Origin of the sequence: Bacillus sp. KICET-3 (assembly GCF_033261025.1) — a bacterium.
Taxonomy (GTDB): Bacteria; Bacillota; Bacilli; order Bacillales; family Bacillaceae; genus Bacillus; species Bacillus sonorensis.
In genome coordinates this window covers 447,077-461,761 of record NZ_CP137345.1, presented here as the reverse complement: position 1 = coordinate 461,761, position 14,685 = coordinate 447,077, and the positions used below count along the sequence as shown (strand labels likewise).

General features: G+C 51.1%; 2 protein-coding genes. Both read right to left on the bottom strand.

What is annotated here, in order from left to right; translation table 11 throughout:
• Position 1: 1 nt before the first annotated feature.
• The gene (locus R5H20_RS02325; RefSeq protein WP_006638624.1) at positions 2–3,847 is read right to left on the bottom strand and encodes a non-ribosomal peptide synthetase; all 3,846 of its coding nucleotides are present in this window, start codon (positions 3,845–3,847) and stop codon (positions 2–4) included.
• 60 nt (positions 3,848–3,907) lie between these two features.
• Complete coding sequence (locus R5H20_RS02320) at positions 3,908–14,674, bottom strand: non-ribosomal peptide synthetase (protein ID WP_224254452.1); 10,767 nt, start codon at positions 14,672–14,674, stop codon at positions 3,908–3,910.
• Between the last annotated feature and the right edge of the window lie 11 nt (positions 14,675–14,685).

The window sequence follows — 14,685 nt, the reverse complement described above, 5'->3', positions numbered from 1 at the left end:
ATCATACACCTCCGTTTACTGCAGCGGCCCGCTCGCTTAAAATCTGTCTGATGATCTCCGTATTGCGTTTTACGAGGTCTTCAGCCAGCATTTCATCATGTTTTCCATAACCTTGATATTCTTGATAGGATGCCCGTGTTCCTTCTTTCCAGGAAGAAAGCCATGAAGGGAGCGGTTTTTGATATTCTGATTTAATAAAATGGATATCCGTGCTGACCTGCCCGTTATTGATCAAGCTGACAAAGTACGAATAATATGCTTTCAGCTTTCTCGCGATGCCTTCTGCGACGGCCTCGATCCGCAGGTATTCATTTTCTTTGTTCGCCTCAAGCAGTGCGGCTACGTCAGCTTCGACAGTCCGGCCCTCCAAATCGCTGATATTGTTTTTCATGTACGAATCGATCATGATCAGCTTGCCGACTTTACGGCCGCTTCTTTCAAGCTGCTGGGCCACTTCAAAGGCAAGACCGCATCCCGCGGAATACCCGAGCAATGTCAGCGGCCCTTCAGGCTGAAGCGTCATGATCGTTTCCGCAAAACGTCCGATCCGATCTTCGCTTTCGATAAAATCAAAAGCATACAGCTTGTATTCGCGCAGCTGTTCGGCCAGTTTGCCGTACATGATCCCGTACCCGAGAACGGGCGGGAAAGCAAATACATTTTGGCTGCCTTCCGGATTAAACACGGTTTTTCCCGCTTTATTCGCCATGCCGCCGTCTATATAAGCGGCGATTGCCGCTATCGTCGGAGATTCAAACATGACGTTCACCGGAACTTCCACGCCGAGCTCCTTCAAGATCCGGGAAGTGACGGCCATCGCCTTCAATGAATGTCCCCCGATTTCGAAAAAGTTCTCATCTATGCCGATATGGGCCCGGCCCAGCACCTCTGACCACATTTTTCCAAGCTTTGCTTCCGTTTCATTTCGCGGCTTCTTGAGCTCTGTTCCTGCTGACGCTTCCTCCCCTGCTTCCGGAAGAAGGCGGCGGTTCACTTTTCCGTTCGGTGTCAGCGGCAGCTCATCCAGCATGATATATACCGGTGGAACCATGTAAGCCGGAAGCTTTTCAGCCAAACGGCCGCGAAGCGATTCTTCCGTGACGGCGGCTTTCGCCATAGGGACGACATAAGCGGCGAGGGCGGCATCACCGCTCCCGTTCCGTCTGGCAAGGACAACGGCTTCTTTCACGCCGGCGCACTGGAGAAGCTGTTCTTCAATCTCGCCGAGCTCGATCCGGTGTCCGCGAATTTTCACCTGATCATCAACGCGTCCGATAAAATCGATATTGCCGTCAGGCAGCCAGCGGGCCAGATCGCCCGTGCGGTACATATTTTCTCCCGGAATAAACGGATGCCGGACAAACTTTTCCGCTGTCAGATCAGGCTTGTTCAAGTATCCGCGCGATACCCCGGCTCCGCTCAGGCACAGTTCGCCGACCGCTCCCAGCGGCTGAAGCTGGTCATGTTCTGTCAGAATGAAAGCCGAAGTCTGATTCAATGGCTTGCCAATCGGTATGGAAACGGCTGTGCCGCTTACATTGTCAACAGGATAAAATGTCGCAAACACGGTCGTTTCCGTCGGACCGTACACATGGATGAGCTTGCCCGGCCCCATCTCAGCGAGCGCCTTTCTGACATGGCTGACGGAAGAACGCTCACCTCCGAACAGCACTTTGCGCAGACCTTTCATCCAACTTGTCCCGGCATCGACGAGAAGATTAAACAGCGCCGTTGTCACAAACATGACCGTAATCTTTTCTTTCTCAATCGTTTCGGTGAGCTTTCCAATATGAAGAATGGTTTCCTTGGCGGCAATCACCAGTTTTCCCCCGTTCAGGAGCGCACCGTATAAATCAAACGTAAATCCGTCAAAAGCGTAGTTTGAGAGAGACAGCAAGGTGTCCTCCGGGGAAATATCAATATAATTCGTCTGTTTGACGACCCTTGTAATGTTGGCGTGGGTTGTCAGATTGCCCTTCGGTTTTCCGGTCGTGCCCGATGTATACATGACATACGCGAGATCATCAGGGTGAACGTCCGTCTCAAGGTTTTCCCCGCTTTCATCGGAAACGGCGGGATCATTGATCAACACCGTTTCTTTTGAAAAAGACGCACCCTGTCCGGCGAGCTTCTCCTCGGTCAGCAGGCACACGGCACCGCTGTCTTCAAGCATATATCGAATGCGGTCCTCCGGATATTCCGGGTCAATCGGCAAATATGCCCCTCCCGCTTTTAAAACGGCGAGAATGGCGATCACCATATCCGGAGAGCGGCGGAACAAGAGTGCGGCGACATCGCCCCGGCCAAACTGTTTTTTCCGCAGGACACGGGCCAGTCTGTTGGCCTGTTCATTCAATCTGCGATATGTAAGCGTGCTGCCTTCGGCTGACACGGCCGGTTTATCCGGCATTGATAAGGCATAGTGCTCAAACCATTGCGGAATGGCCAGTCCTGCTTTTGCTCCATCCGCCTGGGGATTAAAGTCAAACAGCAGACGCTTTCTTTCTTTTTCCGGAACGATGGAAATCTCGTCAAGCGGCTGGTCCGGATGTTTGACAATTTGGCTGATCGCTTCAATGAGCTGCTCTTTTAAGCGGCCGATGAATTCCGGATCATAGACATTCCGATTGTACGCCAGCTTGAACAGCATTTCTTCACCGGGTGATGCAAGCAGATTCAAATCATAATTCGATTTTTCAAAAACGCTGACATCGCCCATTGAAAAGCCGGGATTCTCTTCCTCCTGCTGTTTGTTCGCCTCCTGAAGCGGATAATTTTCAAACACGATGATATGATCGATTAAATCCGGCGATGCAGTTTTGCTTTGTATGTCGTACAGCGGTACATACTGATGCGGTTCGGATTCGAGCGATTGCTTCTGCAGGCCGGCGATCAGCTCCGTAAAGCTCGTTTGCCCGTCAATTGTGACCCGTTTGGGAACAACATTGATAAATAAGCCGACCATATGCTCCACACCTTTAATGGCAGCCGGACGCCCTGAGACAACCGTTCCGAAGATTAAATCCCTGGAGCGCTGATAGCGGCTTAAAAGCACCGACCATACTGCCTGAAGCGCCGTGCTCAGCGTGGTATGGTGCGTTTTTGCGAGCTGTGCGAAAGCTGCTGTTTCCTCTTTTGGCAATGTAAACAGCAGCTCTTCGGGCCGATGCCCGTTTTGATTTGTTCTGTTGCGCTGTTCGCTGAATGTCGTCTGTCCTTCAAAGCCGTCTAAATATTCTTCCCAATATGCCAGTGATTTTTGTTTATCCTGTTTTTCGAGCCATTTGATATATTCTTTATAAGGCTTGACCGGGTTTAGCTGGTACGGCTTGTTTTCTCGGAGTGCATTGTAGACTTGAAACAGTTCCTGAACGACAACGCCGAAACACCATCCGTCAAGGAGGATGTGGTGATAGCTCCACACCCATTCATACGTATCCGCTCCCGTTTTGAAAATGGCGGTTCGCATCGGGATGTCTTTTGATAGGTTAAAACCTTTTATTTTATCCTTTTGTTTATAATCTTCGATATGTTTTTTCTGCTGTAGTTCGGGAAGCCCCGATAAATCGGCCTCCTCTACTTGAAAAGACCTTTCTTTTAAGACGACTTGCACCGGCCGTTTCATTTTTTCATGAACGAAAACGGTCCTGAAGATGTCATACCTGTCAATGATCACGTTCATGCTTTTTTCTAATAGATCTTTTTGAAAAGAGCCTTTCACCTGCATGCTGATCTGTTCGATATAAAAGCTTTGTCCCGGATGAAGAAGGGTATGGAACAGCATCCCTTCCTGCATCGGAGATAAATAATAAATATCCTGCACATGCTCTTTCTTAAACTGGCTCATGGCTGGTTCCCCCTTTCAAGAGGTTCACCCGCTTGATCAGCGGGTGAATCCTGCAGATGCTTATTTCAAATTTTCTTCTAGTACGTCAAACAGGTCTCCCATCTCTTCCATTTCCAGATCGCCGGCGCTGAAGTCGCTTGGCGTGAATTCACGTTCTTCTTTAGCCGTGCAATGGTCAATCAATACAAGCAGATAATGCTTAAACCGTTCGATTCTTTCCTGCACGGTCTGTCTGTCAAACTCCCTCGTATTAAAGGAGCATGACATGATCAGCTTTTCTTTGCTGATGATGCCGCTGAAGCTTAGGGCGTAAAGGGCTTCCGACTCTACTGAAACCTGTCGTCCCATATCATATGGGGACAGACCGAAACATTCCGTCTGTATGTCACTGTCAATCTGCCCAAGGTAGTTAAAGCTGATCTCAGGCTTGATTGAGAAATCAATAGCGGCTGTTTGCCGGTTTGTTAAATAGCGAAGGATGCCGTAGCCGATTCCCTTATCAGGAATTTGGCGGAGGCTTTCCTTGACGGTTTTAATCGTTTCAGGCAAGCCTCCCGTTTCAGCGCCTTTTAGAACAACCGGATATTGCGCGGTAAACCATCCCACTGTTCTCGAAATATTCATATGCGGCATGATTTCTTCCCTTCCGTGCCCTTCCATATTGATGCAGACCTCCGGATCATTCGTCCATTCCCTGATCATCAGACTGAGGGCGGACAGCAGAATATCATTGATATCCGTTCCATATGGCTTATGGACATCCGTCAAAAGCAGCCGCGTTTCAGCTTCACTCAGTTCGAACGAAACAGCAGCCGAGTCTTTGATTTTTCTTTCAGCGACGGCGCGGTCTTTCGGCAATTCAGGCACAAGCTCTTTTTCAAGCTCGCGCCAATAGGTGCATGTCTTAAGGAACGGTTCGGATTGGGCATAAGATTCAAGCTCCCGGGCCCAATCTTTAAACGAATTGGTTTTGTCAGGGAAGACAATCTCCTTCTGCTGTCCGGCTTGCTGATAACCGGATGCAAAATCTTCGAGCAATATCCTCCATGACACACCGTCGATGACTAAATGGTGAATGACGATCAGCAAATGATCCCCTTCGGCTGTCCGATACTGCTCCGCCTTTATTAACGGCCCTGCTCCGATATCAAGGCTTGCCTGTAATCGCTCCGCTTGGGCGGCGATTTCCGTTTCAATGTCGGCGACATATTGAAGATTGACAATTCTGAAGGCAAAAGCCTTTTCATTCACGCCGCGGTTATATTGAATCACGCGGCCGTTTTCCCGCCTGTACACCATGCGCAATGCATCATGATGCCGAGTTAATTGTTCCAGCGTTTGTTCAACAAGATCAGGATCAAATCCTGACGGCGCATGAAGCATGACCGACTGGTTCCAGTGATGCTCGTTTGTAAAGCGGCGTTCGAAGAACCAGCGCTGGATCGGCGTCAGCTCGACTTCACCTTCGACAGGTCCTTGATCAATCGGTTGGCCGTCCGTCCATTCGATATATGAACTGATGTGCTCGATCGTCGGGTGCTGGAACAGATCTTTCATTTCAAGCTTCCAGCCGTGCTGCTGAAGGCGGCTCGCCATTTGAATCCCTTTGATCGAGTCCCCGCCGAGCGCAAAGAAATTGTCGCTGATTCCGATTCGGCCAATGCCGAGAACCTCCTGCCAAATATCGGCAAGCAGCTGTTCAATATCCGTTCTCGGCGCTTTGTATTCAGCTGTCTGCGCTTTTAGGTCAGGCTGCGGAAGCGCCCGTTTATCGACTTTTCCGTTCGCCGTCATCGGCAGCTCATCGAGCTGCACCCAATAGGCGGGCACCATGTAGTCCGGCAGCTTCTTCGCCAACTGGCCGGCGAGGCTTTCTGTGTCAAGCCTTTCAGCTGATGTGACATAGCCGCAAAGCGCTTTGTTGCCGGAGGCGTCCTCAATGTCAGTGACGACCGCTTCCTGTACGCCCGGAAGCTTGGCCAGCTGGACTTCGATTTCTGAAAGCTCGATCCGGAAGCCGCGGATGTTGACCTGCTGGTCGATCCGGCCGATATATTCGATCCGGCCGTCCGGAAGCCACCTGACCGCATCACCCGTCCTGTACATCCGCTCGCCCGGTGCGAACGGGTCCTCTGTAAAACGCTTCTCCGTTTCCTCCGGTTTGTTGAGGTAGCCGCGCGCAAGCCCCCGTCCGGCGATGCACAGTTCACCCGTCACACCGGCAGGCTGGACTTGATTGTGCTCTCCGAGCACATAGACGCGCGTGTTGGCAATCGGCTTGCCGATCGAAAGCATTCCTTCATCAGGATCAATCGCACCGCTTGTGGCGACGACCGTGTTTTCCGTCGGACCGTAGTTGTTGACGAGCGTATAGCCGCGCTTTTCCACCCGTTTCAGCCTGTCACCGCCCGTCAGAAGCACGCGCAGTGACCGGTTGTCCAGCTCCATAAACTGCTCGCACAGCTGTGTCGGCAGGAATGTGATCGTGATGCCGTGCTCTTCGAAATATCGATTCAGGCGGACGATGTCCTTCCGAATCGCTTCATCGATGATATGCAGCTCGGCTCCGGCTATCCAATACGGGAACATTTCCCACACAGATGCGTCAAAGCCGAAGCCGGCGTATTTCGCGCTCTTGTCGTGTTCTGTGACGTTGAACGCGTCATTGTGCCAATAGCACAAATTTACGAGCGACTGGTGCTCGACCATGACGCCTTTCGGCTGGCCCGTCGTGCCTGATGTGTAGATTAAGTACGCGAGATTGTGAGGCTCAGCTCCGGACTGAGGGTTGACATCGTCTTCAGGCGATATATCCCCGCTCAGTACAGAATCGAGTAGAATCGCTTCCCCGCAGAAGCCGTCAGGCACGGCTACACCCGTTTGCGTCAGCAGGAGCTCCGCCCCGCTGTCTTCCAAAACATATTTGATTCTTTGTTCCGGATAGCCAGGGTCGATCGGCACATATGCCGCTCCCGCTTTTAAAACCGCCAGCACGCCGGACGCCATGTCAAGGGACGGCTTAAGCATGATGCCGATCCGCTGTTCCGGACGCGCACCTTTTTCGATGAGCAGGCGGGCCAGGCGGTTCGCGCGGGCGTTGAGCTCCCTGTACGTCCAGCGGCGGCCGTTGTACACCGCTGCCCCGTGGTCAGGAGTGCGGTTTACCTGCGCTTCAAACAGCTCATGAATCGTTTTGTCCGCCGGCACTTCCAGCTCCGTCTCATTCCACACTTCAACGATGCGGCGTTTTTCCGCTTCATTGAGCAGGGAAAGGTCTGAAAGGGGGACATTCGGGTTTTGCGCAACCGCTTCGAGCAGATTGAGCAAATACCGGCTCCAGCGCTGTATCGTTTCTTTCTTAAATAAATCTGTTGCATATTCGAATTGGAGACCGATTTCGTCCTCTTTCTCAAATGCCCCCAATGTCAGATCGAATTTAGCGGCGGCATGTGTGATGTCATACGGCCTGATCGTTACATCATCCAAATCAAGCGTCTCTTTATCAGGATCTTCCACTGTTAGCATGACATTGAACAGCGGATTCCGGCTCATATCACGGGGCAAATCAAGCTTTGCGATCAGCTCTTCAAACGGATAATCCTGCTGATCGAGTGCTGCCAGGCTTGTGTTTTTGACGCTCTCAAGAAACTCGCTGAATGTCGCCTTATGCGAGACATGGTTTTTAAGAGCCAATGTGTTGACGAACATGCCCGGCATGTTTTTCAATTCGGCCTTTGTTCTGCCGGCTGTCACCGTGCCGATGACAATCTCCTTCTGACCGGTGAGGCGGCTTAAGAAGATGTTGAATACAGCCAGCATGACGATGTTCAATGTTGTTTGCGTTTTCGCCGTTAATCCGCGGATTTTCAGCGCCGTGTTTTTCGATGTTGCAAAGCGGATTTGATCACCTGTAAAGCTTTGCACCGGAGACCGCGGGAAGTCCAGCGGAAGGTCGAGTTCCGGAATGGTTTCCTTGAACTGGTTCAGCCAGAATTCTTCCTGTCTCCGAATGTTTTCCTGCTGTGTGAGCCCTCTTTGCCAAACGGCGTAGTCTTTGTAATGAAGCCTTGGCTCAGGCAATGCTTCACCACGGTAAAGCATCGCGATTTCTTTGATGAAAAGGCTCCTTGATACGCCATCGGCAATAATATGATGCGTATCAATCAACAGCAGGTGGCGCTGTTTGCTGAACGAAAGCAGCTCAGCCCGGATGAGCGGTGCGCTGCCTAAATTGAACGGCCTGATAAAGCGGCTGATTTCTTTTTCTGCTTCATCTTCGCGAATCGCCGTAACCTTTAGCTCGATGTCCGCATTTTCATGGATTTTTTGGACAGGACTTCCGTCGATGTCCGCAAATGATGTGCGCAGCGCTTCATGGCGGTCTACCAGCGTCTGAAGCGCCCGTTTTAAGCGATCGACATGAAGATCCCCTTCCATCATGAACGCGGACGGCATATTGTAGCCGGTCCCGTTTTTTTCGATCTGGTGAAGAACGTACATCCGTTTTTGGGCGGATGATACAGGATACCAGTCGCTTTTTTCGGCTGGCTGCATCTCGCTTTCAATGGATTGTTTTTCAGACGACTCGATATAACGGGCGAGCCGGCTGACCGTAGGACAGTCAAAGAGAGCTTTTAACGGTACTTTTTTCTTCAGTGCTGATTGAATATCGGCGATCAGCATCATCCCTTTCAAAGAATGTCCGCCCAAGTCAAAGAAATTGTCTTCAACACCGATCGGCCTGATGCCAAGAACGTCTTCCCACATGAAGCAAAGCGTTTTTTCCAGCTCTGTTGACGGAGCCTGATAAGAATCGCTTTTTTCGTTTACAGCCCCGGGCTGCGGCAGCGCATTACGATCCAGTTTGCCGTTGGCCGTAAGGGGAATCTCATCCACCGTGATAAAGTACGACGGCACCATGTATGATGGCAGCCTTTCAGAAAGATGCTCCCTCAGTACTGAAGAAGCGGCTTTGCTTTTCGACTGGATATAAGCGCACAGCTCCTCCATTCCGGAAGCCGCCGTAAAGGCGAGGACGACCGCTCTTTCAACATCCCCATGCTCTTTGAGGGCGTCTTCGATTTCCTTCAACTCAACCCTGTATCCGCGGATTTTCACCTGATCATCTGTGCGGCCTACAAATTCAATTTCCCCATTGGGAAGCCGGCGCACAAGATCACCCGTCTGATACATGAGTGCGCCCGGCGCATAAGGATTTTCGATAAACCTTTCGGCCGTCAGCTCCCTCTTGTTTACATATCCTCTCGCAAGCCCTTTTCCCGTAATATAAAGCTCTCCTGGGGCCCCGACCGGGACGAGGCGGCGTGAAGCATCCAATACTAAGGCTCCCGCGCCTGGAATCGGCCGCCCGATCGTCGGACGTTTGATAAATTCGGCCATCTCCTCCGCGACAATCTGCTTGGCGATTGTGCCGATCGTTGTTTCCGTCGGTCCGTAATGATTGATGAACCGGGCATCCGGATAGCGGGAATGGAACCGCTCCACGTCATCCGGATTGATTTTCTCGCCGCCGAGTACGATCAGCCTCAGCCGCTCAAGCTCCTTTGTAAAAGCAGAGCTTTGCGGCTGTACAATCGTATGGAACAGCGACGGCGTCAGCTTGATGTATGTGATTCCTTGTTCATATATATATGTGCATAACCGGGCAGGTTCTGTGTATGTTTCCTTTGGGACGAGATGAAGCTCCCCTCCTGCAAGAAGGATCGGGAAAAGGCTTGTGTACCCGAGATCAAACGCATAAGATGACAGGAGCATCGTCTTATCAGACGCCGTCAGCCTCGTTTCATCCCTGAACCAGGAAACATAGTTCACGAGATTGCGATGCTCCAGCTGAACACCTTTCGGCTGGCCGGTCGTTCCGGATGTGTAAATGATATAAGCGAGACTTTCCCCATCATTGATCGAATCCGGGCGGGCCGTGGATATATTCGGGTCTATATCTTTCTCGATATCTATGACTGTGCCCTTGTATATGTCAGAAAGAAAAGCTTGCCGTGCCGATTCGGCCACCAGCCAGCGGGCTCCGCTGTCTTCAAGCATGTATTGAATCCTTGCCGCCGGCATCTCGGGATCTATTGGCAAATAAGCGCCCCCGGCTTTCATGACACCGAGAATAGAGACGATGACATCTGCAGAACGATCGAACATAATACCGATGATATCGTCTTTGCCGACCCCTTTCCGTCGAAGAACATATGCAAGCTGATTTGCTTTTTGATCAAGCTCCCGGTATGTGAGCTTCGTATGTCCGTATACAACGGCGGCCCGATCAGGCGTTTTTTCGGCCTGCTCTTCAAACAGCTCATGAAACGGCACATCTTTCTGCTGAACTGTCCGGCGGTATTCTGTTTCAGCCAGCAGCAGCTGCCGTTCGGATTCAGAAAGCATGTCAATGTCCGCCAGCTTGACGTCAGGGTGTCTACAGATCGTTTTGATCACGTTCAGAAGGTGGCCGCTCCAGCGTCTGACCGTTTCTTCCTTAAATACAGCAGCAGCATAGTCAAAGCTCAAGCCGATTTCTCCATCATGTTCAACAGCTTCAAGAGACAGGTCGAACTTTGCCGTACGGTGGCGCACAGAATAGGAGGAAATCTGCAAATCTCCCAATCTCAAAGAAGGAACGTCCATATTCTGCATGTTGAAAAACACGCTGAACAGCGGGTTTCGACTCGTATCTCTCGCCAAAGGCAGCTTTTCAATCAGCTCTTCAAGCGGATAGCTTTGCTTGCTAAACGCCTGCAGGCTCGTTTCTTTCACTTCCTGTAAAAATTGCCTGAATGTTTTTTGCCCTTCAGGCCGATTGCGGAGCGCAAGCGTGTTGACAAACATGCCCGGAATGTCATTCAGATCCGAATGGGTTCTTCCCGCAACCGGCGAGCCGACGATGATATCATCCTGTGCCGCATACTTTGATACAAAGATATTGAAGGCCGCCAATAGAAACATATAAAGCGTTGTATCAGATGCAGAGAGCAGTTTTTGAATCTCGCCCGCCAGCTTCTTGTCTATCCCAAAGACGACCCGCTCACCTTCAAAGCTCCGTTTTGCCGGACGAGGAAAGTCGTACGGCAGATCAAGCACAGGCAGCTCTCCTTTGAACACATCAAGCCAATATTGCTCCTGTTCTTTCAATGCTCCTTTTTGCTCTCTGTCGTTTTGCCAGACGGCAAAATCTTTATAGTGCAGCCGTGGAGCGGCTAAACCTGCGCCTTGGTACAGCTGTGCGAGATCGCGAATAAAAATGCCCGTCGAGCTTCCGTCGGTAATAATGTGGTGCATATCGATCAGAAGCAGATGGCGCTTTTCTTCCAATTGAACGAGTTCCGCCCGGACGAGCGGCGCCTGATCCAATTGAAACGGCCTGATAAACCCGCTGATTTTCGCTTCGGCTTCAGCCTCTTCCGCTTGGGATACCGTTAACGCAAACGGCACATCCTCATGAATGTGTTGGACAATTTCCCCGTCTATTAATTCAAATGAGGTCCGGAGTGTTTCATGGCGGCAGATTAAAGCCTGAAACGCAGTTTCGAGACGATTTTTATCCAGCTCTCCTTCCAGATGCAGCACCGCCGGCACATTATAGCTTGTGCTTGCTTCTTCTAGCTGATTAAGAATGTACATGCGCCTTTGCGCCGAGGATACCGGATAATAAGGCTTTGACGGCGCAGGTTCTATCGGCTGTACGTCCTCTCTTGACTCCCCTTGGAGAAATTCGGCAAGCCCCCTGATCGTCGGCTTTTCAAACAGTACTTTGATCGGAACGTCTTTTTGCAGCTGCTCCTGAATTTTTGCCGTAAGCATCATCGCTTTCAGCGAATGCCCGCCGACAGAGAAGAAATTGTCATCGATTCCCGGACGCTTGATGCCGAGAACCTCTTCCCAGATCGCGGCCAGGATTTCTTCCGTTTCGTTTTCAGGCGCTTTGTATGCGGCGTGCGTTTCCTCTGCGGCCGGTACCGGGAGCTTGCGTTTATCCACTTTTCCGTTTGCCGTAAGCGGCATTGCCTCAAGCTGAATGAAATGAGACGGAATCATATACTCCGGCAGCACCTTTGAAAGCTCTGTCCTGAGCTCTGATGCTGTTCTCTCCCTGGCGCTCGTATAATAGGCGCAGATTTCGTTTTCGCCCGCACTGTTTTCTCTTATGATGGCGGCTGCTTCAATCATGCCGTCTAGCTGAGCGATCCGGGATTCAATTTCACCCAATTCGACCCGGAACCCGCGCACCTTCACCTGATGATCGATCCGTCCAAGAAATTCGATGGTTCCATCTGGAAGCCATCTTGCCAAATCGCCTGTCCGATAGATTCGTTCCCCTTCGGCAAGTGGAGAGCTGATGAATTTTTCCGCAGTCAGCTCAGGCTGGTTCAAATAGCCTCGTGCCACGCCGTCTCCGCCGACGCACAGTTCACCGGGGACGCCGATTGGCAAAAGCTGATCTTGGCTGTCAAGAATATAGGCCGTTGAATTGCCGATCGGTTTCCCGATAGGTATCGCATGTTCATATTCTTTGTCGATTAAAAAGCATGTTGAAAAAGTCGTGTTTTCCGTCGGGCCGTAGCCGTTCCAAAGGGAAAGGCCCGGGCACGCGCGCCTCACCTTGTTGACGATGGCGGGAACGAGAGCATCTCCGCCGATAATAACGTCTTTTATGCTTTGAAACATGGACGGATCCTGATGGGCCAGCTGGTTGAAGAGAGGCGATGTCAGCCACATCGTCGTAATCCCGTTTTTTTTCAAAAATGATTCGAATTTTCTGCCATCGAGAAGCGTTTCTTTCGGCACAGGATAGAGAGTCGCCCCATTCAATAACGCGCCAAACACTTCGAACGTGCTGGCATCAAAGCTGACTGCCCCCGTCTGCGCCATGTTCACTTCCTTGTGAAGCGGAATGTAGCCGGCGTTTTTGACGAGGCGGACGATATTGCGGTGCTCGACCATCACGCCTTTTGGTCTGCCTGTTGAGCCTGATGTATATATGCAGTACGCGAGATCATCCGGCTTCAGGGTGTGCTTAAGATTGGCGGAATCCTCATGTTCAAGCGACTCCGCGTCGAAAGCAACCACTTCAACCCCTTCCAAAGAACGCTTTGCACCTTGTTTGATGATGACGATTTCCGAACCGCTGTCTTTCAGCAAAAAGCGGATTCGCTCTTCAGGGTAGTCTGGATCAATCGGCACGTATGCACCGCCCGCTTTCAGCACCGCCAGCATGCTGACGGCCGATTCAAGCGACCGCTCCATCATGATCGCGGCAGCACCGCCGTGTGCCAGTCCTTTTTTCTTTAATGTTCGCGCAAGCTGATTCGCTTTTTCATTCAGCCTGCGATACGTGATGCTCGACCCGCCATATACGACAGCCGTTTTTTCAGGCGTCCGTTCCGCCTGTTCTTCAAACAGCTCAGGGATCGTTTTTTCCCGCGGATATACCGTCTTTGTATCGTTAAAGGCAAGCAGGGCTTGTTGTTCCCGTGTTGATAAAAGTCCGGTCCTGGTTGCCGGCGACTCCGGATTGGAAACGGCGATCCGGGCAATTCTTGTCAGGTGCTCCGCCGCCTTTTCAATAAAGGCTGCGTCATAAACCGCGCTGTTGTATTTCAGTTTGATCGTCCATTCCGTCCCCGGATACACAATCAGATTAAAATCGTAGTTCGTTTGTTCAAAGGCGCCCGCCGCTTTGATGGAAAAACCGAGACGCTCTGTCATCGCACCGCTTTCCAGCTCTTTATCCAATGGATAATTTTCAAACGCAACCAGATGGCTGATAAGGCGCCCATCTAAAGCGGAGCTCTTTTGAATCTCATAAAGCGGCAGATAATCGTATTGTTCCGCTTCGATCGCATGCTGCTGCGCCTGCTTGAACAGTTCGGCAAAAGATATCTGATCTCCGATTTTCAAACGGACCGGGATCGTATTGATAAACAATCCCGCCATATGTTCAATACCGTTGATGTCCGACGGGCGTCCGGACACAACCGTGCCGAACACCACATCATCAGCGGCGTTATATTTAGATAAAACCGTTGCCCAAATCGCCTGAAACAGATTAGGCGCTGTGACATGATAGCGGTTCGCCGCCCTTTGGACGGCATCCACCATTTCTTGATCCCAGACCAGAGCGAACTCTTTGTTTTCGTAAGGCTCTCCTTCCGCCGATGCTTTCCGCCCAGGAATGACGCTCGGTTTTTCCAGGTCGGCAAGACGCTTTTCCCAATAAGCGGCCGCTTCGTCCTTATCCTGGCGGCCGAGCCATTTGATATAGTCCGCATACGGCCTTCCCTGATCAAGCGGAACCGGGCGGTTTGAACGGTACGCTTCGTAGTTTTGAAACAGCCGTTTCATCAATATGCCCATGCTCCAGCCATCCATCACGATGTGATGATTGCTCCAAATCAGGTGGTATTTTTGATGGGCGAGCCTGAATACCGCCACTTTAAAGAGCATGTCTTTCGCCAGGTTAAATCCGGCTGCTTGAACGTCCCGCTTATATTGGCTGATCCGCATCTTTTGCCGGAGTTCATCCCATGCGGAGATATCCTCAACATGAACCTTCGCCTCCCGCTCAGCCAGGACGACCTGGCGCGGCTTCTGCAACTGCTGATGAACGAAAACCGTTCTGAGAATATCATAAGAACGTACAAGCTGATTCACGCTTCTTTCAAAGATCTCTAAATCAAAATCCCCTTCTATGAAAAGCTCAAGCTGTGTGAAATAAGAGGACGATTCGGGATCAAGCATGGCATGATACAGCATTCCTTCCTGCATTGGTGTCAAAGGATATACCTTTTGGATTTTTTGTTTCCCCATAAGCCACCTCG

Excerpts from the sequence above, each read along its gene's own strand:
- R5H20_RS02320 (WP_224254452.1), bottom strand. The coding sequence starts at position 14,674 with ATGGGGAAACAAAAAATCCAAAAGGTATATCCTTTGACACCAATGCAG.
- R5H20_RS02325 (WP_006638624.1), bottom strand. The coding sequence starts at position 3,847 with ATGAGCCAGTTTAAGAAAGAGCATGTGCAGGATATTTATTATTTATCT.